Below are 23,273 nucleotides of genomic sequence, written 5' to 3'. Positions count from 1 at the left end.
GCGCCATGACCAGCCCGCACCGCTCGCCTGCCCCCGCCCGCCCGGAGCCCTCCGCCGCAGGGGCGGACGCGAACACCTTTCTCCTCGCCGGCACCCGCGTCTCGGCCCCGGCGCTAGCCCCAGGCCTGCACGTGGTGGCGACCCCCATCGGCAACCTCGGCGACGTAACCGTTCGCGCGCTGGAAACCTTGGCGGGCGCGGACGTCATCGCCTGCGAGGATACCCGCATGTCCCGCCGGCTCACAGAACGCTACGGCATCACCACGCCGCTCGTGCCCTATCACGACCACAACGGCGCCAGTGCCCGGCCCAAGCTGCTGGCGCGGCTTGCCGCCGGCCACCGCGTCGCGCTCATCTCGGATGCCGGCACGCCGCTGGTCTCGGACCCCGGCTTCAAGCTGGTGGTGGAAGCGGCCGAGGCCGGCCACACGGTGCATCCCGTGCCCGGCGCCTCGGCCCTGCTCGCCGCCCTGGTGGCGGCCGGCCTGCCCACGGACTGCTTTCTGTTCGATGGCTTCCTGCCGCCGAAATCCGGCCAGCGCCGCAACCGCATTACAGCCCTTGCGAGCGTACCGGCCACGCTGGTGTTCTACGAGACCGGCCCGCGCCTCGCCGAAAGCCTCGCCGACCTCGCCGACCGCCTCGGCCCGCGCAAGGCCGCGGTCTGCCGCGAGCTCACCAAGGCCTTCGAGGAAGTGCGCCGCGGCGACCTCGCCACCCTCGCCGCACATTATGGGGCGGCGGAGGCGCCGAGGGGCGAGATCGTGCTGGTGATAGGACCTCCGCTGGAGGAAGCCGCCGGCGACGCCGACGTGGATGAGGCCCTCGCCCGCGCCCTCAAGGACGCCACCTTGAAGGACGCCGTCGCCGCCGTCGCCGCCATGACCGGGCGACCGAAGCGGGAGGTCTATGCCCGCGCCCTTGCCTTGGCCGAAGGACGGGCCGGGGACAAGGCAGCCGATGACTGACGTTCCCGCCGCGACGCGCCGCCGCCGTGCCGCCCACGACCGGGGTCTCGCCGCCGAGGAGCGCGCGGCGACCCTGCTTGGAGCCCATGGCTTCGAGATCCTGGCCCGCCGGGTGCGCACCAAGGCCGGCGAGATCGACCTGATCGCCCGCCAGGGCGACCTGCTGGTCTTCTGCGAAGTGAAGCTGCGGAGCACCCTTTCGGATGCGGCCTTCTCGCTGCTGCCGCGCCAGCGGCGGCGCATCGCCGCGGCGGCCGAGGCGTTCCTCGCGGGCCATCCGGAGCTGGCGCGCCTCAACATGCGCTTCGATGCCGTGCTCCTCGCCCGCTCGGGCGCCGCCGAGCATTTGCCCGGAGCATTCGAGGCCGAATTCTGAACGGGGCGCGGGTGGCAGGTTGCCGTTCGCGCCTATAGATAAGGCGAAGCCCCAGCCGGGCGTCCGGAGATTGCCATGGCCCTCAAGGTCGCGGTCCAGATGGACCATATTGCCAACATCAACGTTGCGGGCGACTCCACCTTCGCCCTGCTGCTCGAAGCCCAGGCGCGCGGGCACGACCTGTTCCACTACACACCCGACCGCATGGCCATGCGCGACGGCGCCGTCTTCGCCACCGTCGAGCCGCTCCAGGTGAAGGACGAGGCCGGCGCCCATTTCAGCCTCGGCGAGAAGCGGCGCATCGCGCTCACCGAGATGGACGTGGTGCTGATGCGCCAGGATCCGCCCTTCGACATGGCCTATGTGACCGCCACCCACCTGCTGGAGCGCATCCACCCCAAGACGCTGGTGGTGAACGATCCGGCCCATGTGCGCAACGCGCCGGAAAAGATCTTCGTCACCGAGTTTCCCGAGCTGATGCCGCCCACGCTGATTTCCCGCGACCTTAGCGAGATCAAGGCGTTCCGCGCCGAATTCGGCGACGTTGTGATGAAGCCGCTTTACGGCAACGGCGGCGCGGCCGTGTTCCGCCTGACCGCCGACGACCTCAATTTCGGTTCGCTCTACGATCTGTTCGCCACCACCTTCCGTGAGCCCTGGGTCATCCAGCAGTTTCTGCCGGCCGTGAAGCACGGCGACAAGCGCATCATCCTGGTGGACGGCGAGGCGGCAGGCGCGGTAAACCGGGTGCCGAGCGAGGGCGACCTTCGCTCCAACATGGTGCGCGGCGGCGCCGCCCGACCCACCGACCTCACGGATCGGGAACTGGAGATCTGCGCCCGCATTGGTCCTTCACTGAAGAAGATGGGGCTCATCTTCGTGGGCATCGACGTGATCGACGGCAACCTCACCGAGATCAACGTCACCTCCCCCACGGGCCTGCGCGCCATCAAGCGCCTGGGCGGCCCCGACATCGCCGCCCAGATCTGGGACAGGATCGAGGAGAAGCGCGCACTTGTCTGACATGCGGAACCGAACTCCCCGCTCCAATCGCGATGCGAGCGATGCGGGTCGCGTTCCGGGAAACGTTCAGCTCTGATCGCAGAAGCCGATCCGATCGAGACGCGCCGGGGACGGTTTCATCGACGACGCCAAAAAAACACCTGGCCGGAGGATGTCACCCCCGGCCCCCTCCAGCCGGGAGACAGGCACAGGAGACGGGTACATGGGCCAGCCATTCACCGCTTCCATTCCGCACCGCCTCGGCAAGGCGGAGGCGACACGGCGCCTCCAGGTGGGGCTCACCACCGTGCGCTCGCGCTTCGGCCGACACATCACCATCCTCCAGGAAGTCTGGACCGGGGAGCATCTGGACTTCCATATCGCGGCCCTCGGCCAGACCGCGAGCGGCACTCTCGACGTGACGGACGAGGCCGTCCAATTGTCCGTCGAACTGCCCTTCCTCCTCGACCTTCTGGCCCGCAAGGCACAGGACCTCATCAAGAAGCAGGGCCGGCTTATGCTGGAGAAGAAATAGGCCGTCGTCCGAAAAACGGTCCCGTCCACCCCTCGGCAAGGCGACATGCATTGGCGAAGAGAACGCCGGCACCCGCTCAGGCCGGCTCCAGTTCCAGCGTCAGCGTGTCCAGGGTGAAGGAGCCATCCGCCTCGATCTCGAAATGCTCGGCCACATCCCGGCTCGCTCCGGCGACCAGGGACCTTATGGCCGCCACATGTAGCTCGGGCGTGCGGATCCGCTCGACCCAGGCGCTGAATTCGAGGCGCAGGCGTCGCCGCGCGGTTCGCATGACCCGGAAACCGGCGCCCTCCGCATGCTCCACCCATTCCGCCTCGCGGTAGTCGCGGCCATGGGAGGGATCGCGCAGCACCTCGATGGTTTGAAGGAAACTGTCCGCCACCGGCCAGTCGGGGGCGATCACATCCATCACCATGGCACGCCCGTCCACCGTTAACACCCGCCGCGCCTCCCCCATCGCGGCGGGGACATCCCGCCAGTGGTGGGCGCTGAAGCGCGTGGCGATGAAATCGAAGCTGGCATCGGCGAATGGCAGGCGCTCGGCCACGCCCTGCTGCGTCGTGATATTGTCAAAGGCGCGCCGCTCCGCCTCGGCGGCGACGGCGCCCAGCATGTCATCGGAAAGATCGTAGGCGACGACCTCCGCCACGAACGGCGCCGCAGCAAAACTCACATGCCCGCCGCCGCACCCGAGATCAAGCAGCCGCGCCGGCCGCAGCTCCGCGACTATCGCCGACAGGGCTTCAAGGTCGGCGCCGCGCGCATGGACTGCGCTCGCCACATAGGCCGCCGCCTGAGGCCCGAACATGTCGGCCACATGCGCCTCATGGCTACGCATTCCGCCCCCTGAAGCGTCCGTCATCTTGCGCCCCTGTTCGCTCAAGCCGAGCCAGAATAGCCGCGACTACGGACGTGGCAAGCAAAATTGTTCCGCTTTCGTTCTTGTCGCTACGGCAATCCTCCGCTACCTTGGGATGCAGGCAGTCGAGCGGGGTGGGCGCGGTGATCCAGCGGGTAGCGACAGTCGCATTCGAGGGGGTAGACGCGCGCCCCGTAGACGTGCAGGTGCATGTCGCGGCGGGCCTACCGGCCTTCACCATCGTCGGCTTGCCCGACAAGGCGGTTTCGGAGGCGCGCGAACGCGTGCGCGCGGCGCTCATCGCCTCGGGCCTCGCCCTTCCCGCGCGGCGCATCACCGTCAACCTCGCGCCGGCGGACCTGCCGAAAGAAGGCTCCCACTACGATCTGCCCATCGCGCTCGGCCTCATGGCTGCCATTGGCGCCATTCCGTCCGATGCGCTCGGCGGCTTTACCGTGGTGGGCGAGCTGGCCCTCGACGGGGCCATCGCCGCGGTGGCCGGTGTGCTTCCGGCAGCCATCGGCGCAAACGCGCGCGGTCACGGGCTGATCTGCCCCGCCGCGTGCGGCGCGGAAGCGGCCTGGGCCAGCCCCGACATGGAGATCCTGGCGCCACAGTCCCTCATCCAGCTCGCCAACCACATGACCGGCCGGCAGGTGATGGGCCGGCCCGAACCCAGGATGAAGGCGCAGGTGGAAGCCATGCTCGACCTGAAGGATGTAAAAGGACAGGAGACCGCCAAGCGCGCCCTGGAGGTCGCCGCCGCCGGCGGGCACAACCTTCTGTTCATTGGGCCGCCGGGCGCAGGAAAATCCATGCTGGCCCAGCGGCTCCCCTCCATCCTGCCGTCCCTGTCCCCCGCCGAGATGCTCGATGTTTCCATGATCGCATCGGTGGCCGGTTCCATTGAGGACGGCGCGCTGATGGACCGCCGCCCGTTCCGCGCGCCGCACCATTCCGCCAGCATGGCGGCCATGGTGGGCGGCGGCGCGAAGGCGAAGCCAGGCGAGGTCTCCCTGGCGCACAATGGCGTCCTCTTCCTGGACGAGTTGCCCGAATTCTCTCCGCAGGTGCTCGATTCCCTGCGACAGCCCCTGGAAACGGGAGAGGTCCTGATCGCGCGGGCGAACCATCGCGTGACCTATCCCTCCCGCTTCCAGCTGATCGCGGCCATGAATCCATGCCGGTGCGGGCGCGCGGGCGAGCCCGGTTTCACCTGCAAGCGCGGCGCGCGCTGCGCCGACGAATATCAGGCCCGGCTGTCCGGCCCCTTCCTCGACCGCATCGACATCCACCTGGAAGTGCCGGCTGTGTCTGCCTCCGATCTCGTGCTGCCCGCTCCGACGGAGGGCTCCCGGGAAGTAGCGGCGCGGGTGGCCATGGCACGGGATATCCAGATGGAACGCTACGCCGCCCTCGGGCGGCGGGACGTACGCACCAATGCCGAGGCCTCGGGTCCCCTGCTGGACCAGGTGGCGACACCGGACGCCGGCGGCGCGGCCCTGCTGCGCGACGCTGCCGATGCCATGCGCCTCAGCGCCCGTGGCTATCACCGGGTCCTGAAGGTGGCGCGCACCCTTGCCGACCTTGACGGCGCCGACGGTGTCGGGCGCCGGCACCTCGCGGAGGCACTGGCCTATCGCGCCGCCGCTGAACGCCCGAAGGCGGCAGCATGATCGCGACGGAGAACCGAAGCGACGCCTTGAGGCGCCGCTTCGCAGCTTGGGCCGGGTCAGCGAACGGCGTTGACGGCAAGGCCTTCAAGATAGGTGATCTGCGCAAGGTCGCCGGGCTCGACCTGCTGCAGGTCGGCGAGCACCTTGTCGTTGGCTGCGCGCACGGTGCGCACCCCGCCGTCAGGCCCTTCGAAGGTGACCGTTCCAGCAGCCTTGTTCACATCCACGAAGGTTGTCGTCAGCGTAACCTCGCGGACGCCGAAGCCTTCCGGCCAGCCAGGCAGGCCGGCATCCAGCGCCACCTCGTTCATCACCTCTCCGGGCTTGCCCTGACGCGCCTTGCCGAGGGCGGTGACCACGCCGGGCGCCACGCGGATGATCAAGGTCTCGCCATTGCGAAAGAAGGTGAGGTCACCCAGCAGCGGCGGCGCGATCACCGCCCAGCGGCGACCGGAGGGATCTTCCAGCACCACGCGTCGCGTCACGGGGTCGGCAGACACGAACTTCGCCTTGTAGGTGAGAACCGTGATCTGGCCGGCGCCCTGGACCATCACCGTGTCGACCTCGGCCGGCGTCGGCCGAGGCTGCGCGACAGCAGCACCGGGCGCGATCTGCACCAGACCTGCGGCCAGCGCCGCAGCCGCGAACATTCCACGAACAGCAGACATCTTGCCCCCTTGGTATCATCGGCGCCTTCGTGCCGGCGCCTCGCGCTGGCGCTAGCATCACCCCTGACCCCTCGCAAGCTGGGGAATGCCCAGGCTTACCTCGACACGCCACAACCTGTGCTCGCTCCGGCCGACAAAATCGGACCCTCGAAACGGCCTTCCTGGCGGGCTGTCGCCGGACTTCGATCCCGCGGTAGGCGGCGAGGCTCCATTGTCACATGGGCGTTGAAAAACTATGGTGTTGGTGACGTTCATAACCTGGTAGCCGAGGGTAGCGGTTCCCGAGGATGATGGGGGCGACGCCTCGCGTTTCGGATCACGCCCTTGCCGGCGCTGTTCCAGGACCGGATGTTCAGGGATGGCGCGCGCGCCGCAGGCGGCGGCCCGGGGAGGGGGTCGTTGCAATGAAACGGACAGGACAGACCGATCCGAGCTTCAGCCTGCCGGCCCTGTTTGGGCGCGGCATCGACGTTGCCCGTGATCTGGCACGCGATTTTGCGCGCGATCTCTCCAGGGATTTCTCCTGGGACGTGTCACGGGACGACGCGCGGCCAGGCTTCGGGCGGGCCGGCGCTGGCCTTGGCGCCATCGGGCCCATCAGCCGCGAGAGCGCATTCCACGCCCCGTTCGAAAAGTCCATCGGGCCGGCTGGCAAGACCGCCATGCCCGTACCCCAGAAGCTGGTGACCGATTTCCGCGCCTATTCGGGCATCCGCTACAAGGACGCGCTGCCGCCGGATCCGGACGGCCTCGTTCTCGGGCGCCTCGGCGCGCTGGAGGTGCGGCTCGCCCGCACCGCGCGCGACGTACGCCGCGCCCAGCGCCTGCGCTACAAGGTGTTCTACGAGGAAATGTCGGCGGTGCCGGATGGACCAGCCCGCCTCGCTCGCCGCGACATGGACAGCTTCGACGCCATCTGCGAGCATCTGCTCGTGCTCGACCACGACGCGGGCAAGATGGTCCTCGGCCGGCGCAAGCCGAAGGTGGTCGGCACCTACCGACTGCTGCGGCAGGACGTGGCCCAGCGCCACGGCGGCTTCTACACCCAGGGCGAGTTCGACGTGAACGGCATCATTGCCGCCCACCCGAACCTCCGCTTCCTGGAACTCGGCCGCTCGTGCGTGCTGAAGCCCTACCGCAACAAGCGCACGGTGGAGTTGCTCTGGCACGGGGTGTGGACCTACATCCTGCGCAACAAGATCGACGCCATGTTCGGCTGCGCCAGCCTTGAGGGCACCGACCCTGCGGCGCTGGCCCTGCCGCTCTCCTTCCTCCATCACAATGCGCTGGCGCCGGACGAATGGCGCGCCCGGGCCGTGGACGGCCGCCATGTGAGCATGGATCGCATGGCGAAGGCAGAGATCAACCCGAAGGCCGCATTGCAGGCCCTGCCCCCACTCATCAAGGGCTATTTGCGCCTCGGCGGCTTTGTCGGGGACGGCGCCGTGGTGGACTACCAGTTCGGCACCACCGACGTGCTCATCATCCTGCCGGTTTCGGTGATCAGCCCGCGCTACGTCGAGCATTTCGGCCCCACCGCCAACCGCCACGCCATTTGACCGGAGCGGCCCCGGCACGCTCGCTCGTTCGCCACCGTTTGCCGGACCACGCAGGGGGCGGGAGCTGCTTCCGCACGGCAAGGCGAGCCATCGAAGCCGTTGGTCGGCAGCCACATTTGGTCTAAGAGCATGGCGCCTGCGCTGGCGGGCTGAGCACCGTTGGCGGACGGAAGGCCGAATGCGGCCCAGCGAGCCCTCGCGGTCGCGCCCGACGCCGAAGGTTCTGCCATGATCGAAATCACGCCCCGCATCGCCATCTCGGAGGACGAGATCGAGCTCGCCTTCGTGCGCGCCTCGGGGCCGGGTGGGCAGAATGTGAACAAGGTGTCGAGCGCGGTGCAGTTGCGCTTCGACGCCGCCCACTCGCCCAACCTACCCGAGGGAGTGAAGCACCGCCTGGTCCGGCTGGCCGGAAAGCGGATGACCCAGGGCGGCGTCATCATCATTCAGGCGCAGCGCTTCCGCACCCAGGAACGCAACCGCGAGGATGCCGTTGCGCGGCTGGTCGAGCTCATCCGCAGCGCGACCATCGTGGCACCGATCCGCCGGCCCACCCGGCCCACTCTCGGCTCCAAGGAACGACGCCTCGCGGCCAAGGAGCGGCGCGGCGAAGTCAAATCCCTGCGCCGCGACAAGCCGCAGGCGGACTGATTCGGGACGTCCCGGCGGTCGCGAAGGGGCCACACCACGCGATCCGCTCCCAGAAATTCAAAGCACGGGTCCGGCGCCCGAGCGCCGTCTACCGTGCGGCCTTCAGCAGGCGGTCGGCGGCGGCACGGGCTTCGGCGGTCACGGTGGCGCCGGCCAGCATGCGCGCGATTTCCTCGCGCCGGGTGGTGGCATTGAGCGGCGCGACGCGCGTGGTGACCGGCGCGTCCTCGGCCAGACCGTCCTGTCCCGGCGCGCCGTCCGCGGAGGCCTTGGCGATGAGCAGATGGTGACGCGCCCGCGCCGCCACCTGCGGCGCATGGGTCACGCACAACACCTGCACCTTCTGAGCGAGCCGTCCCAGGCGCTGGCCGATGGCATCCGCCACCGCACCGCCGACGCCGGTGTCGATCTCGTCGAAAATGAGGGTGGGGGCCGAGCCGCGATCCGCCAGCACCACCTTGAGCGCCAGCAGGAAGCGGGACAGTTCGCCGCCGGACGCCACCTTCATGAGGGGCCCGGGCCGCGTTCCGGGATTGGTGCGCACCCAGAATTCCACCTGGTCGTAACCGTCGGGCCCGGCCGAGGCCGGATCGCTGGTGACCTTGGTGATGAAGGCGGCGCGCTCCAGCTTCAAAGGCGGCAGTTCCGCCACCACCGCCGCGTCGAGCACGCCGGCCGTGGCCTGGCGCTCCGACGACAAAGCGGCGGCCGCCGCGCGATAGGCGGTTTCCGCCTCGGCAACCGTCTTCTCCAGGCGGGCGAGGGTGGCCGCGCTCTGGTCGAGACGTTCGAGTTCGGCGGAGAACCGCGCGGTAACCGCCGGCAGGTCGTCCACGCTCGCCGCATATTTGCGGGCCGCCGCGCGCAACGCGAACAGGCGCTCCTCGATTCGCTCCAGTTCCGCCGGCTCGAAAGCTGCATCCGCCAGCGCCGCCTCGAGATGCGCACGGGCGGTCTCCAGCGCGTCGAGAGCCTGGTCGATGGCCTCCACGGCGGGTCGTACCAGATCCTGCGCCTCACCGGCGCGGCGCTCCAACCTGCGGACGGCGGCGGCCAGCGAAGGCACCGGCGAGCTGCCACCGGCCACCGCGTCCAGCGCCTCGTCGAGGTCGGCGGCAATCTTTTCCGAGCGCATCATGCCCGTGCGCCGTTCGGATAGCGCCGCCTCTTCCCCGACCTCAGGGGCGAGGGCCGTGAGTTCCTCCACCGCATGACGGGTGAAATCGGCCTCGCGGGCGGCGATCTCCAGCCGCTCCCGCTCGGCACGGGCGTCCGACAGGGCGGCACGCCATGCTTTCCACAGGGCGCCGACGGCCTCCGCCTGGGGGGCGAGGCCACCGAAGGCGTCGATCACGGCGCGATGGCTGGCTGGATCGACCAGGGCACGGTCATCGTGCTGGCCGTGCAGCTCGATGAGGCTTCCGCCGATGAGCCGGAGCGTCTGCACGCTGACCGATTCTTCGTTCACGCTTGCCCGCGTGCGGCCGTCCGCCATCTGGATGCGGCGCACCACAAGGGGGCCTTCATCCGGCAGCTCGGCGGCAGCGAGGATAGCGTGGGCGGGATGATCGGGGGCGAGGTCGAAGGTAAGCGTCACCTGCCCCTTGGGCAGGCCGTGCCGCACCAAGGCGCCGTCGCCACGCCCGCCGAGGGCGAGGGAAACGGCATCGAGCAGGATCGACTTGCCAGCACCCGTCTCACCCGTGAGGACCGTAAGGCCTTCCGAGAGGGTGAGATCGAGCTTCTCGATGAGGACGATGTCCCGGATCGAGAGCGCTGCCAGCATGGATGATCAGCCAAGCCCCATCTTCTTGAACGCCTGGCTGATCCAGGACGCCTTGTTTTCCTGCGGCTCGACCCCTCCGGCCTGAACCAGCTTGTAGGCGTCCTTGTACCACGAACTGTCGGGGAAGTTATAGCCGAGTACGGCGGCGGCGGTCTGCGCTTCGCTCACCACGCCGAGGGCCATGTAGGCCTCGGTGAGGCGATACAGGGCTTCCTCCACCTGACGCGTCGTCTGGTATTGCGTCACCACGACCTTGAAGCGGTTGATGGCGCCCGTGTAGTTGCGCTGCTCCAGATAGTAGCGGCCGATCAGCATTTCCTTGCCGGCGAGCTGGTCGCGGGCAACCTCGATCTTCTTCTTCGCCGTGGCTGCGTATTCGGTGTTGGGATACTTGCGCGCCACATCTTCAAGCGCATCAAGCGCCTGGCGGGTCTTGCGCTGGTCGCGGGTGATGTCGGGAATGTTTTCGTAAAGTGCGGAGGCGACCAGATAATGCGCATAGGCCGCATCCTGCGATCCGGGATAAAGCGCGATGTAGCGCTTCCCGGTTGCGATGGCCTCGTCGTATTTGCCGGCCTCGAAATAGGCATAGGTGGTCATGAGCAGCGATTTGCGCGCCCATTCCGAATAGGGATGGGTTTTGTCCACATCCTCGAAGCGCTTGGCGGCCTTCTCCGGCTCCTGCCGGCGCAGCAGGGTCAGACCCTCGTTGTAGATCTTCTCCGCCGGCTCGTCGGGGGGCAGCACATCGTCCTTGTCGCTGGCGCAGCCGGTGACAAGCAGGCCCATCGCCAGAGCGAGTGCCAGCGCTCCGCCGCGGACGACGGCGCGCACCTTCAGGACCTCGTAAAAGAATCGCATCACGGTTCAGCTTCCGTCCCGCGCCCCAGGGCGCTGCTTGTAAAGGAGGATTGCCGGCCGGAACATGGCGCCACGATGGCACCGCCCGGCCCTGGTCCTCACCCCGTCGTTGGCGCCTGTTCCCATATCCGGCTCAAGGCGCCGGCAATGGAACACGCACCTGCCACAGCTTCGTCCCCGCCGCGTCTTCCCCACCCGGCCCCGCCCGCCGGGCCGGAGGAAAAAATTTCCGTCTCCGCGCTATCGGGGCTTTCCGTCGGCAATGTGGCGGCGCGGCGGCATGGCCGTGCCCATGGTCGGCCAATGCCGTACTGTGGCGTCCCCGCAACGCCGGCTCACGACCTGCCCGGCCCCGGCCGGATGACCCCGTCAGAGCCGAGTTTTCGCTGGGCTTCGGGTCCACTTGCGCAGATCCGTCCACAATGAACGGGAATCCAGGTTAAAAAACCGCAAGCGCCGGTCCGAGCCGCCCGCGAAGGCCGCCTCAAACGCAAACGGCGCCCGCGTGGGGCGCCGCTTCAATGCGATCAAAGAGCCGATCAGACTTCCGGAGCGAACACCGGCACCGGGGCCGAGACACCCATGTCGGCACCCACCGTGTCGCGCACGGGACGGGCCGGGGCCTCCACCACCGCATAGGCGGAGCGGTCGGAGAAGAGGGCGTCCACCACCTGGTAGTTCAGCTTGTGGCCGCCGCGGAAGGAGCGATAGCGGGCGAGCAGAGGCAGGCCGGAAAGGGCCAAGTCACCCACCGCGTCGAGGGCCTTGTGCCGCACGAATTCGTCGGTGAAGCGCAGCCCGCCCTCGTTCATCACGCCGGCCTCGTCGAGGCACACGGTGTTCTCCAGCGCCGCGCCGCGGGCATAGCCGGCAGCGCGCAGGCGCTCCACATCCTTCAGGAAGCCGAAGGTGCGGGCACCGGCCAGTTCGCGGCGGAACACGGCGGGGGACATGGTGGCGGCAAAGCGCTGACGGCCGATGGCGTCGTGGGCGAACTCGATTTCCACTTCCAGGCGGAAGCCCGCGTCATAGGGCAGAAGCTCGCCGAAGGAGGCGCCGTTCTCCACCCGAACCGGCTTCAGCACCTTGAGATACTTGCGGCGGCCACGCACCTCGGTGACGCCGGCGGCATCGATGGCGGCCACGAACTGGGCGGCGCTGCCGTCGAGGATCGGAACTTCCGGCCCGTCGATCTCCACCAGGGCATTGTCGATCGCCAGGCCGTGGAAGGCCGCGAGAAGATGCTCGACAGTGGAGACAAGGGCGCCGGAGCGATCGCCGAGGACGGTGGCAAGGTCGGTGGCCTGAACCGAAGTGCGGCTCACGGTGGCCTTGCGGGGCGCCTGATCGGCGAAGGAGCGGACGAAGACGATACCAGTGTTCGCGAGGGCAGGCTTCAAAGTGACGGTGGCGTCGACAGCCGCATGGACACCCGCACCTTTGAGCGTGATCTCGCGAGCCAGTGTCGTCTGCATGTCGATGCGTCCCGTATCGGAGATGGGGTCCGGTGCCTCATGGCCGCCGCAACCCGTCCCTCAAACCTTCACCTTGCGTTCCCACTTTCGCCTCGGTTGTACCAACAAACTGTCAACGCGAGACGTGTGGAACCTTTGGAATGGGTGCACCCTAGTCGCCGGAACAGGCGACGCCAAATCACGCTTGCCTACCAACTGTTACCAAGCTTTCGCTTCAATTTTTCATTAACTATCAGATCGTTAGCGGATCCGGCGCCAAGCGCCTCGCGGCGACTGTTACAGGCTGCGCAATACCGTTGCAGGCCGGCCGCGCCCGAATCACGATGGCGCCACGCCCCCGCCGATGTGAAAACGGCACCGGTCTTTCGACCGATGCCGGCATCACAACAAAGCCTCAGGTTGCATCCGGACGGAGGATGGGGGGGACACCTCCCGACCGGTCGCCTCATCCGCGATCCCGCAGATGCGAGGGCATCCGGGATCGCGTCTGGTCAGGGCTCGGTCCCGACTTCTTATCCCGTCGGCCTCGGTCTTCGACCGATGCCAAGGGGGTCCGCTCAAGCGCCGCGCGGGCTTGAGCCATGACCCCTGAGCGAAACTCAGGGGCCATGGGGTCTCAGTTGGCCTGGCGGCGCAGGAAGGCGGGGATCTCCAGCTGGTCGTCCTCGTGGTGCGGACCCGGACGGGATGGCACTTCGGCGGCCGGACGGGCCGGCGGACGCTTGGCGAATTCCGACACCGGCGGCTCGCCGGCCCGGCCCGGAAGGGTCGGACGCACGTCGCGAGTCTCCTGCCGGGGCTCAGGCCGGGCTTCTTGCCGCGGCTCCACCGGACGGCGCTCGGGGGCGCGCATGCTCGGCTGGTCGCGACGCTGGGGCTCCGGCTCCTCCTCGCGGCGTCCCACATGGGCGAGACGCTGCAGCAGGGTCATGCGCTTCTTGTCGGGCTGCGGCTGCTCCACCGGCGGCTCGCCACGCTGGGCGCGGATCTGGTTCTGGCCGGGCAGCGGCAGCTCGTCCACGCGCGGCATGCGCTGGCTGCGCGGGCGCTGGCCCTGCGGCGGGATGTAGGGCGCGAACTCGTCCTCCACCATGGGCGCGGGGGGAGCTGCAGGCTCCGGCTCGGCGAAGTAGGAGGGCTTGGGCGCGGCGGCACGGATGGTCACGTCGTCAATGGCGACGGCCTGCTGGGGCGCCGGGGCAGCGGGGGCGAAGGACTGAGGGGCATAGGCCGCATGAGCCTGCGCCGCCTGGGCCTGGGCGTCCTCCATGCCGATGAGGTCCTCGGCCGAGATGGAGGCGACGGCGGTGCGGATCTGCGCCTCGCGGGTCGCCTCGACGGCGGCGCGGCCGGCGTTGGAGATCTTGCGGCCGGCAAGATCGGGGAAGCGCTCGGCGCCGGGGCTGACCTGGTCGGGGATGACCGCCGGATCGATGCCGGTGGCCACCACGGAGACGCGGATGATGCCGTCCAGCACTTCGTCGAAGGTGGCGCCGAGGATGATGTTGGCGTCGGGGTCCACTTCCTCGCGGATGCGGGTCGCCGCCTCGTCCACCTCGAACAGGGTCATGTCCTTGCCGCCGGTGATGGAGATGAGCAGGCCACCGGCCCCGCGCATGGAGGTCTCGTCCAGCAGCGGATTGGCGATGGCGGCCTCGGCGGCCTGGATGGCGCGCTTGTCGCCGGAGGCTTCGCCGGTGCCCATCATGGCCTTGCCCATGTCGCGCATCACGGCGCGCACGTCGGCGAAGTCGAGGTTGATGAGGCCTTCCTTCACCATCAGGTCGGTGATGCAGGCGACGCCCGAGTAGAGCACCTGGTCCGCCATGGCGAAGGCGTCGGCGAAGGTGGTCTTCTCGTTGGCCACCCGGAACAGGTTCTGGTTCGGGATGACGATGAGGGTATCGACGCTCTTCTGCAGCTCGCTGATGCCGTGCTCGGCGACGCGCATGCGCCGGGCGCCCTCGAAGTGGAAGGGCTTGGTCACAACGCCCACGGTGAGGATGCCGAGCTCGCGGGCGGCCCGCGCCACCACGGGAGCGGCCCCGGTGCCGGTGCCACCGCCCATGCCGGCGGTGATGAACACCATGTGCGAGCCGGAGAGGTGATCCCGGATCTCGTCGATAACTTCCTCGGCCGCGGCGCGGCCCACTTCCGGCTGCGAGCCGGCGCCGAGACCCTCGGTCACCGCCACGCCCATCTGCACCACGCGCTCGGCCTTGGTGAGCGAGAGCGCCTGGGCGTCGGTGTTCGCCACCACGAATTCCACCCCGTGGAGGCCGGCGGTGATCATGTTGTTCACCGCGTTGCCACCAGCGCCGCCCACACCGAACACCGTGATTCGGGGACGAAGCTCACGAATGTCGGGCATCTGAAGATTGATCGTCATGCTTTTGCTCCGTCGAACCCGATCGGCCTGTCCGCCTCTCACGAATCCTGTCTGACCACTTTGTTAGCCCAGGCTTCGTTAACCATGTCTAAAAGCTGTCCTTCAGCCAGCGTCCCACGCGGCCGAAATAATTCGGGCTTTCGCCCACCACCGCCTGCCTCCGGCGGGGCTCGAAGTGTTCCAACCCTGCCACCTGAGGGTAAACAAGAAGGCCTGCCGTCACCGCGAATGCAGCGCCGCGTGCGGCCTCGGGAAGCCTGGAAACGCCTAGCGGGCGGCCGATGCGCACCTGAGGCCCGATGAGCCGCGCCACGAGGTCCGGCAGGCCCTGGAGCTGCGCCGCGCCCCCGGTGAGCACGATGCGTCGGCCGGCGTCGCCGGCGTGTCCGGAGGCCTTCAGGCGATCGCGCACCAGTTCGACAATTTCTTCCGCCCGAGGGCGGACGATGGTGACGAGGCGCGATTTCGGCACCATGTGCGGCTGATCGCGCGAATCACCCGACAAGGGCGGCACGGTGAGCATGTCGTGGTCGTCGGAGGAGACTGCCACCACGGCGCCGTGCAGGGCCTTCATGCGCTCGGCGTCGGCAAGGCGCGCCGGCAGGCCGCGGGCCACGTCGTTGGTGATGTGCTGGCCGCCCAGGGCCACGCCGTCCACATAGAGGCAGTGGCCGCCGGCGACGATGGAGAAGGTGGTGGTGCCGGCCCCCATGTCGATGAGGGTGACGCCCAGCTCCATCTCGTCGTCGGTGAGCGAGGACAGCGCCGCCGCATAGGGCGCCGCCACCATGGCCTCGATGGAGAGATGGCAGCGCTCCACGCACAGCACGAGGTTCTTCAGCGCCGTGAGATCGGCGGTGATGACGTGCATGTCGGCGCCGAGCTGGCGCCCCAGCATGCCGCACGGTTCGCCGATGCCGCGCCGCCCGTCCAGCGAATAGCCCACCGGCAGCGCGTGCATCACCGCCTGCCCGTCGCCCACGCCGTAGGTGGAGGCGGCCTCAAGCACGCGGCGGATGTCAAACTCCTCGACAGCTGGAGCGGTGAGGCGCACGGCGGCCTCATAATGCTGGGAAGCAAGGCGCCCGCCGGAGACGCCCACCACCACGGAGGCGATCTGCACCCCCGAGGCGCGCTCGGCCATGTCCACCGCCTGGCGGATGGCGAGTTCCGCCTTGGCCATGTCCACGATCGCGCCGCCCTTGATGCCATGGGCGCGGGTGTGGCCGATGCCGAGCACGTCGATGGCGTGGGTGCGCCGGGTGAGCACATCCGATGCGCCGCGCGGCTTCAGCCGTGCGATGGCGCACACCACCTTGCTGGTTCCGATGTCGAGCACACCGACGATGCCGCTCTTTTTCGGCGGCATCGGGCGCATCTTCGGCGCGAAGCCCTGGGCGAGCCGGTGCCTCATGCTGGGCCTCCCTTTTTAGCCTTGGCCCGCGCCTTCAACATCTGCGCACGGGCGTCGGCAGCGGCATCCGAAAGTCGGACCACGACGCGGTCCGGCAGGCGCAGGTCCACGATTGAAACATCGCGGCTGAGCAATTTTTTCTCGCGGTCGAGATCCATGAGCGCCACCAGCGCCTCATCCAGGCCCTCTTCCGGCAGGCGCACGTCGATGCCGTTGCGCATCTTCAGAGTCCAGCGGCGCTCGGCGACGCGGATGGCGGCACGCACCTGGTCGCGCAGGGCCGGCACCCGGGCCAGCGCGTCCACCACCTCGCCCACCTTCTTCTGCGCGCCCTCGCCCACCACGATGGGCAGCTGCACGTAGCGTGGATCGTCCGAATAGGGCGCGATGGGGATGCCGTCGCGGGCGATAACCTTCAGCTCGCCGTTGACCTGCCACAGGGCGAAGGCCTGCCGCTCGGCCACCGCGATGTCGATGCGGTCGGGATAGAATTTGCGCACGCTGGCAGACTGGATCCACGGCAGCGCCTCGAGGCGCGCCCGCATCTCGTCGGCGTTGAGGAACAGGATGGAGGTGGAGGACTTGATGCCCGCCGTCTCCAGGATTTCCGCCGGCGTCACGTGGTTATGGCCGGAAATGTTGACTTCCTTGACCTTGAAGCCGGCCACGTTGCCGGCCGCGTCCGCCACGTCGATGACGATGCCCTTGGCCGTCTCGGCATGGCCGCCGAGCATGATGCCGTAGGCCGAAAAGCCGCCAACCACCGCGATGGTGAGCAGGCTGGCGCTGCGCCGGCCGAGGCGGGAAGCGCCGAGGCGCACCGTCAGGCGGCGCAGCAGGAGGGAGAGGCGGCTGGTGGGGCGCGGTTCCACCGGCAGGCGCTTGTGCCGGCCCGGCGGCGGCAGGGGAACCGGACGCTGCGGCGGTTTCCGCCCCGCCTCGGGGCGGGGTCTTAGCGCTCCAGCGAAGCGTCCTCCACCATCCATGTCACAAGCTCACCGAATGAGATGCCCGCGTGGGCGGCCAGTTCCGGCACCAGAGACGTCTCAGTCATCCCGGGCTGGGTGTTCACCTCGAGGCAGATCAGGCCGGAGCCATCCCCTCTCGAAGGGTCGAACCTAAAGTCGCTCCGCGACACCCCCCGGCATCCGAGAGCTCGGTGCGCCGTGAGGCTTAACATCTGCACCCGTTGGTAAATTTCGGGTAAAATCCGGGCCGGAAGAATGTGCTGCGAGCCGCCCGGTGCATATTTGCTTTCGTAATCGTAAAACTTCTGTGTGGACTCGATCTCGATCACGTCGAGCACCTTGTCGCCCATCACCGCGCAGGTGAGTTCGAGGCCGGGAATAAATTCTTCGGCGAGAAGATTTTCTCCGTGCGGCCAATCCTCACGGGTCAATTCCTGCGGCGGATGGGCCTGGTCTTCGCGCACGATGAAGACGCCGACGCTGGACCCTCCCGCATTGGGCTTCAGCACGTAGGGCGTCGGCATGATGTGCGCCTTTGCCGCCTCGGCGCGGGAGACAAGGCCGCCTTTCGCCACCGGGACACCAGCGGCGGCGAGCATGATTCGCGCCTGCGCCTTGTCCATGGCGAGGGCCGAGGCCAGTACGCCGGAATGGGAATAGGGGATGCGCAGGATTTCGAGGATGCCCTGGATGGTGCCGTCCTCGCCGGGCTGGCCGTGCAGCACGTTGAACGCCACGTCCGGCTTCAGGTGCGTCAGCACCTCGGCCACGTCGCGGCCCACGTCCACGCGGGTGACCCGGTAGCCTGCCGCCTCCAGCGCACCGGCGCAGGCGGCGCCGGAGCGCAGGGAGACTTCGCGCTCCGACGACCAGCCGCCCATGAGCACCGCCACGTGTTTCGCCATGATCTGAATTCCCGGTCTCTGTCCACGGCTCGGCCGCGCGCCCGATGACGCTCCTGCCCAGTGCCCCAAATGGCGCCTCAAGATGGCGCCATTGCCTTGCGCCTTTGCTAATGGCCCGCTCAGGACGCCGCAGGCAGGCCGATGCGCTTGATTTCCCACTCCAGCTCGATGCCGCACTGGGCCTTCACCCGGCGGCGCACTTCCTCGCCCAGCCCCTCGATCTCGGCGGCGGTGGCGCCGCCCAGATTGATGAGGAAGTTGGTGTGCAGCTCGGACACCTGCGCCCGGCCGATGGTGAGGCCGCGGCAGCCGGCGGCGTCCACCAGCTTCCAGGCGCTGGTGCCGGGCGGGTTCTTGAAGGTGGAACCGCCGGTGCGGCTCTTGATGGGCTGGGTCGCCTCCCGGCTTTCGGTGATCTTCGCCATCTCGGCGGCGATCACCGCCGGATCGCCGGGCCGGCCCTCGAACACGGCGCGGGTGAAGACCAGGTCCGCCGGCACGCCGCAATGGCGGTAGGTGAAGCCCATCTCGGCATTGGTGAAGCGCACCTTCGCGCCGGCTCGGGTCACGGCGTCGGCGCTGACCAGAACATCCTTGGTCTCGCCGCCATAGGCGCCGCCATTCATGCGCAGGGCGCCGCCCACGGCACCGGGAATGCCGCGCAGGAAGGAGAAGCCGGCAAGCCCCGCATCGGCCGCCGCCCGCGCCACCTTCACGTCCGGCACGCCGGCGCCGGCGATGATGCGGTTGCCTTCCACCGCGATATCCGTGAAGCCGCGGGCAAGGCGGATCACCACCCCCGGCACCCCGCCATCGCGCACGATGAGGTTGGAGCCGAGACCGATGACGGTCACCGGCACCTCCGCCGGCAGGCCGGCGAGGAAAGTGGCGAGGTCATCCTCGTCCGCCGGCACGAACAGCACCTGTGCCGGACCGCCGGCCCGGAACCAGGTGAATTCGGCGAGTGGCGCGTTGGCCTTCAGGGAGCCGCGCAAGCCCGGAAGGCGCGCCTTGAGGCCGGGGACCAGGTCCTCGAAGCCCTGCCCCGCCGGGTGTGTCTGTGCCACGCTCATCCTGCCTGTCCGTCCATCATAGGGGTCGCTCTCCCATAACAGGGTCGCGAGGGCAAGCATCGCCGGCTTTTGCCGGGCCGCCATGACGTGGCATCATGGCAGTCCATTCGCCCTTCCCTTTCGCCTGGAGCTGCCCCCATGAGCGAAGACATTCACAGCGACATCGGCTCTGATCCGGCCCTGCCGCCCGATACCAAGCTCACCACCACCAAGCAGCGCTGGGCGCAGGAAGGGCGCTTCCTCACCGGCCGCGTTACCCGCCCGGAGACCGAGCGCCTGCCTGCCGGCCAGCATCTGGTGAAGGACTGGCCGGTGCTCGACCTCGGCATGACGCCGGTGGTGACGCGGGAGGCCTTCCGGCTCGATGTGACCGGGGCGGTGGAGACCGCCCTGTCGCTGGACTGGGACGCGTTCCGCGCCCTGCCGCAGACGCGCAATGTGAGCGACATCCACTGCGTCACCACCTGGTCGCGCTATGACAACGCCTTCGAGGGCGTCTCCACCCGCGAGCTGCTGGAGCGGGTGCGGCCGGCGCCCCACGCGGCGGCGGTGATGCTGCACTCCTACGATGGCTACACCACCAACCTGCTGCTGGAGGATTTTGCCGCCGAGGACGCGGTGATCGCCCATTCGTGGGAAGGCGCGCCGCTCACCCGCGAGCATGGCGGGCCGGTGCGGCTGGTGGTGCCGCACCTGTATTTCTGGAAGAGCGCCAAGTGGCTGAAGGGCATCGAGTTCATCGCCCGCGACAAGGCCGGCTTCTGGGAGGAGCGGGGCTACCACATGCGCGGCGACCCATGGGCCGAGGAGCGCTATTCGGACGATTGAGACGCGCGCGCCGGCCTCGCCGGGATCACGCCGCCCGGCGGGCGAGGTCGGAGCGGGCGAACAGCTCCGCCACCCAATCCACGAACACTCTCAGGCGGTTGGAGAGGTGGCGGCTCGGCGGGTAGACCACGTGGATGGGCATGGTGCCCGCAGTCCAGTCGGTGAGCACGCGCACCAGCGCGCCGGAAGCGAGGTGCTCCTCCACCTGGAACACGGGGGACTGGATCACGCCGAGGCCGGCAAGGCCGGCGGCGATGTAGGCGTTGCCATCGTTACAAGCCATGCGGTAGTCGCCCGTCACTTCCACCACCTCGGAGCCCCGGACGAACTCGAACGGGTGGTAACGCCCCGTGAGCGCGCTGAAATAGCGGACCACCACATGGCCGGCCTCGAACTCCTTCGGGTGTGAGGGCACGCCATATCGGGCGATGTAAGCCGGTGCTGCCACCGCCTCGAAGCTCAGCTCGCCGATGCGGCGGGCGACCAGATTAGGGTCGTGGATCTCGCCAACGCGGATCACGCAGTCCACGTTCTCGCCGAGCAGATCCACCGGCCGGTCGGTGCAGCCCACGTCGAGGGCGATGTCGGGGTAGCGGGCGAGGAAGTCCGGCAGCGCCGGGATCAGCAGGCGGGTGGCCAGCGACGGCGACAGGTCGATGCGCAGCCGGCCCTGCGGCAGGGCCTGCGCCGTGGACAGCGAGCCGTCCAGCTCGTCGAGATCGTTGAGGATCAGCAGCGCCCGCTCGTAATAGGCCGCACCATCGGGGGTGACCGTGACACGCCGCGTGGTGCGGTTGAACAGGCGCGTGCGCAGGTGCTGCTCCAGCGATTGCACATGCTTGGTCAGTGTCGCCTTGGGCATGTCCATGAGGTCGGCGGCGCGGGTGAAATTCCCGGTCTCCACCACCCGCACGAAGGCCCGCATCGCAGCAAGCTGGTCCATATTGCAACCTTCCGCCCCGAAAATATGCACAAATTATTCACATACATGAACAATGATACCATATTTCGCGGCTTTATCGGCATATTATAGATCAATATCGTTCTCGCACTGCACAAGGCGGACGGTCCCGCCGGCATCGAGGACAGTTCGCGATGGCGCCCCACTGGCAAGAGACATCCCTGCAGACGCAAGCCGGCCCCATGCCGGCGCGGCTGTATGGTGTCCGCCCCAGCAAGGGCGCAGTGCCACTCATTTTACACCTGCACGGCGGCGCTTTCACCGGCGGCACGCTGGAGTGCGGCGCGTATGTCGCCGCCCTGCTGGCGGAGGCCGGTGCTGTGGTGGTCTCGGCCGATTATCCGCTGGCCTGCGAGCGTCCGTTCCCCTTCGCCCTGACCGCCGCCTTCGGCGCCCTGGCGGCGCTCTACGGCCGCCGGGCCGAGTTCGCCGGCCGCAACGCCCCGCTCTACGTGGCCGGGGAGGAATCGGGTGGCAACCTTGCCGCCGGCCTCGCCATGATGGCCCGTGACCAGCAAGCGCCGCCCCTCGCCGGCCAGATCCTCATCTCGCCCATGCTCGACCCCAGCCTCGCCACCGCCTCGCTGCGCGCCGCCGAAGCCGGCACCTGCGGCTGCAAGTGGGCTGACGGCTGGCAGACCTATCTGGGCTCCCCCGAGAAGGCCGCCCACCCCTATGCCGCGCCCCTCGCCTCCTCCCGCCTGCAGGGCCTGCCGCCAGCCCTGGTGGTGAGCGCGCAGGACTGCCCCATGCGGGACGAGAGCGCGCGCTATGCCTGCGCGCTGGAGAAGGCAGGTGTCGCCACCGAGCTTCACATCCTTCCCGGCCCGACCCACTGGCCCGAGGGCATTTCGGCACCGCCGGAAAAGCCCGAATCCTGGGCCGGCACCATGCGCACCCTGTTCTCCCGCTTCTTCGAAACGTCACGACCGCGTCGGCGCAAGCCGGCCCCGGCCGTCCTCTGACCGCCGAACATCCAGAACTCCCCCAGGATCTGCCCCATGACCGCCCCGATCAGCACCGCACCCCGCACCGCCCGCCTGCGCAACCGCCTCCTCCTCGGCACCGTGGCCCTCGCCGCCGTCCTCGGCACGCTCTACGGCCTGCCACAGACCCGCGCCCATGCGGAGAAGCCGGCGGCGGCAGCGCCCACAGCCGTGCCGGTCTCCGTCGCCACCGTGGAGCCCCGCGATGCGCGGCTGTTCGAGACCTTCTCCGGCCGCCTCGAGGCGGTGGAGCGGGTGGAGGTGCGCTCCCGCGTCGCCGGCGCCATCAAGGCCATCCATTTCCGCGAGGGCGCTCTGGTGCGCGAAGGCGAATTGCTCGTCTCCATCGATCCCGAGCCGTTTGAAGCGGAAGTCGCCGAGGCGGAGGCCCAGGTTGCCGCCGCCCAGGCCCGCGTGGAACTTGCCCGCAACGAGCTGGAGCGCGGCCAGCGCCTGTGGACCTCCCGCACCGTCTCCCAGCGCGATCTCGACGAGCGCGTCAACGGCCAGCGCGCCGCCGAGGCGGCCCTGCGCGCGGTCGAGGCCAAGCTCACCTCGGCCAAGCTCAGCCTCTCCTACACCCGCGTCCGCGCCCCGGTGTCGGGACGGGTGGGCAAGTCGGAGATCACGGTGGGCAACCTGGTTGCCGCCGGCCCCGGCGCGCCGGTGCTCACCACTTTGGTGTCGGTGGACCCCATCTATGCCAGCTTCAATGCGGACGAAGCCACCGTCTCCCGCGCCCTCGCCGGGCTCGGCGCCAGCGCGGATGTCTCCGACCAGCTCGACCGCATCCCCGTGCTCATGACCACCTCCGCCGGTGGCACGCCGGTGGAAGGCCACATGCAGCTGGTGGACAACCAGGTGGACGTGCGCACCGGCACGGTGCGGGTGCGCGCCCGCTTCGCCAATGCCGACGGGCGGCTCCTGCCCGGCCAGTTCGCGCGCCTTGAGATGGGCCAGCCTGTCAGCGAGCCGGCCCTTCTCGTGAGCGAGCGGGCGGTGGGCACCGACCAGGACAAGAAGTTCGTCTTCGTGGTGGATGCCGCCAACACGGCGGTGTGGCGCGAGGTCACGCTCGGCGCCCCCGTGGACGGCCTGCGCGTGGTCACCAGCGGGCTGAAGGCGGGCGAGCGCATCGTCGTCAACGGCCTCCACCGCGTGCGCCCCGGCGCGCCGGTGGCACCCCAGAGCGTGCCCATGCGGGTGACGGAAGCGGCGTCCGCGACCATCGCCAACTGACGCCTCGCGCCGTTACCCCCCGGCCGGACCGGGGAATAACGCGCAGCGTCTGAACCGGATTTAGATCCCTCTCCCCCGCATGGGAGAGGGCGGG

Annotated in this window: 21 protein-coding genes; 10 read left to right on the top strand and 11 right to left on the bottom strand. The window is 68.8% G+C overall.

All coding sequences use genetic code 11. The annotated features are described in order from the left end of the window. Positions 1-5: 5 nt before the first annotated feature. The 4 genes from rsmI (at position 6) to V5F66_RS15050 (ending at position 2,881) form a co-directional block, all read left to right on the top strand. Entirely contained in the window at positions 6-968 is a 963-nt protein-coding gene (gene rsmI / locus V5F66_RS15065; protein ID WP_394094152.1) for a 16S rRNA (cytidine(1402)-2'-O)-methyltransferase, read from the top strand. Further along, positions 961-1,344: a YraN family protein gene (locus tag V5F66_RS15060; RefSeq protein WP_011995997.1), complete on the top strand. Its 384-nt coding sequence runs from the start codon at positions 961-963 to the stop codon at positions 1,342-1,344. The genes rsmI and V5F66_RS15060 overlap by 8 nt, the downstream gene beginning before the upstream one ends. 75 nt (positions 1,345-1,419) lie before the next feature. Next, positions 1,420-2,367 (top strand): glutathione synthase, encoded by a 948-nt coding sequence (gshB, locus tag V5F66_RS15055; protein ID WP_011995996.1) that lies wholly within the window; start codon positions 1,420-1,422, stop codon positions 2,365-2,367. A gap of 202 nt (positions 2,368-2,569) precedes the next feature. Further along, a complete protein-coding gene (locus V5F66_RS15050; protein ID WP_011995995.1) occupies positions 2,570-2,881 on the top strand; it encodes a polyhydroxyalkanoic acid system family protein in 312 nt (103 codons plus the stop codon). A gap of 76 nt (positions 2,882-2,957) precedes the next feature. Here V5F66_RS15050 and V5F66_RS15045 read toward each other — a convergent pair whose 3' ends face one another. Next, positions 2,958-3,719 (bottom strand): class I SAM-dependent methyltransferase, encoded by a 762-nt coding sequence (locus V5F66_RS15045; RefSeq protein ID WP_394052755.1) that lies wholly within the window; start codon positions 3,717-3,719, stop codon positions 2,958-2,960. Positions 3,720-3,883: 164 nt separating this feature from the next. On the opposite strand from V5F66_RS15045, the gene V5F66_RS15040 reads away from it, so the two are divergent. Continuing rightward, a complete protein-coding gene (locus tag V5F66_RS15040; RefSeq protein ID WP_394052757.1) occupies positions 3,884-5,416 on the top strand; it encodes a YifB family Mg chelatase-like AAA ATPase in 1,533 nt (510 codons plus the stop codon). A 56-nt stretch (positions 5,417-5,472) separates the two neighbouring features. Here V5F66_RS15040 and V5F66_RS15035 read toward each other — a convergent pair whose 3' ends face one another. Next, positions 5,473-6,084 carry a hypothetical protein gene (locus tag V5F66_RS15035; RefSeq protein WP_394052759.1) on the bottom strand — a complete coding sequence of 204 codons (612 nt, stop codon included), beginning with the start codon at positions 6,082-6,084 and terminating at the stop codon, positions 5,473-5,475. 404 nt (positions 6,085-6,488) lie between these two features. Between V5F66_RS15035 and olsB the strand changes: the two genes are divergently transcribed. Then, complete coding sequence (gene olsB, locus V5F66_RS15030; protein WP_394052761.1) at positions 6,489-7,643, top strand: l-ornithine N(alpha)-acyltransferase; 1,155 nt, start codon at positions 6,489-6,491, stop codon at positions 7,641-7,643. 228 nt (positions 7,644-7,871) lie between these two features. Next, complete coding sequence (gene arfB / locus V5F66_RS15025) at positions 7,872-8,294, top strand: alternative ribosome rescue aminoacyl-tRNA hydrolase ArfB (RefSeq protein ID WP_011995990.1); 423 nt, start codon at positions 7,872-7,874, stop codon at positions 8,292-8,294. 88 nt (positions 8,295-8,382) lie between these two features. Here arfB and recN read toward each other — a convergent pair whose 3' ends face one another. The 8 genes from recN to murB form a co-directional block, all read right to left on the bottom strand. Then, entirely contained in the window at positions 8,383-10,080 is a 1,698-nt protein-coding gene (gene recN / locus V5F66_RS15020) for a DNA repair protein RecN (RefSeq protein ID WP_394094151.1), read from the bottom strand. Positions 10,081-10,086: 6 nt separating this feature from the next. Next, a complete protein-coding gene (locus V5F66_RS15015; protein WP_011995988.1) occupies positions 10,087-10,941 on the bottom strand; it encodes an outer membrane protein assembly factor BamD in 855 nt (284 codons plus the stop codon). Positions 10,942-11,480: 539 nt separating this feature from the next. After that, a complete protein-coding gene (gene lpxC, locus V5F66_RS15010; RefSeq protein WP_011995987.1) occupies positions 11,481-12,416 on the bottom strand; it encodes a UDP-3-O-acyl-N-acetylglucosamine deacetylase in 936 nt (311 codons plus the stop codon). A 616-nt stretch (positions 12,417-13,032) separates the two neighbouring features. Continuing rightward, positions 13,033-14,805 (bottom strand): cell division protein FtsZ, encoded by a 1,773-nt coding sequence (gene ftsZ, locus V5F66_RS15005; protein ID WP_011995986.1) that lies wholly within the window; start codon positions 14,803-14,805, stop codon positions 13,033-13,035. Positions 14,806-14,893: 88 nt separating this feature from the next. After that, the gene (ftsA, locus tag V5F66_RS15000) at positions 14,894-16,219 is read right to left on the bottom strand and encodes a cell division protein FtsA (RefSeq protein ID WP_011995985.1); all 1,326 of its coding nucleotides are present in this window, start codon (positions 16,217-16,219) and stop codon (positions 14,894-14,896) included. Beyond that, on the bottom strand, positions 16,216-17,091 hold the full coding sequence (locus V5F66_RS14995; RefSeq protein ID WP_394094150.1) for a cell division protein FtsQ/DivIB: 876 nt from the start codon (positions 17,089-17,091) through the stop codon (positions 16,216-16,218). The genes ftsA and V5F66_RS14995 overlap by 4 nt, the downstream gene beginning before the upstream one ends. Positions 17,092-17,171: 80 nt before the next feature. Next, positions 17,172-18,092, bottom strand: a complete 921-nt coding sequence (locus V5F66_RS14990) for a D-alanine--D-alanine ligase (protein ID WP_011995983.1) — start codon at positions 18,090-18,092, stop codon at positions 17,172-17,174. A gap of 119 nt (positions 18,093-18,211) precedes the next feature. Continuing rightward, positions 18,212-19,165, bottom strand: a complete 954-nt coding sequence (gene murB / locus V5F66_RS14985) for a UDP-N-acetylmuramate dehydrogenase (RefSeq protein ID WP_394052766.1) — start codon at positions 19,163-19,165, stop codon at positions 18,212-18,214. Positions 19,166-19,303: 138 nt separating this feature from the next. On the opposite strand from murB, the gene V5F66_RS14980 reads away from it, so the two are divergent. Next, positions 19,304-19,993, top strand: a complete 690-nt coding sequence (locus tag V5F66_RS14980; protein WP_011995981.1) for a sulfite oxidase-like oxidoreductase — start codon at positions 19,304-19,306, stop codon at positions 19,991-19,993. Between the two features lie 25 nt (positions 19,994-20,018). Here the strand turns inward: V5F66_RS14980 and V5F66_RS14975 are convergent, their stop codons facing one another. Further along, positions 20,019-20,936: a LysR family transcriptional regulator gene (locus tag V5F66_RS14975; RefSeq protein WP_394032545.1), complete on the bottom strand. Its 918-nt coding sequence runs from the start codon at positions 20,934-20,936 to the stop codon at positions 20,019-20,021. Positions 20,937-21,088: 152 nt separating this feature from the next. Between V5F66_RS14975 and V5F66_RS14970 the strand changes: the two genes are divergently transcribed. After that, positions 21,089-21,919, top strand: a complete 831-nt coding sequence (locus V5F66_RS14970; RefSeq protein ID WP_394032543.1) for an alpha/beta hydrolase — start codon at positions 21,089-21,091, stop codon at positions 21,917-21,919. Between the two features lie 36 nt (positions 21,920-21,955). Then, positions 21,956-23,179, top strand: a complete 1,224-nt coding sequence (locus tag V5F66_RS14965) for an efflux RND transporter periplasmic adaptor subunit (RefSeq protein WP_394094149.1) — start codon at positions 21,956-21,958, stop codon at positions 23,177-23,179. Positions 23,180-23,273: the final 94 nt, after the last annotated feature.

The organism is Xanthobacter versatilis, assembly GCF_043193975.1.
GTDB lineage: Bacteria > Pseudomonadota > Alphaproteobacteria > Rhizobiales > Xanthobacteraceae > Xanthobacter > Xanthobacter autotrophicus_E.
Note: the sequence above shows the minus strand (reverse complement) of the source record. Positions and strands in the feature narration are given on the sequence as shown.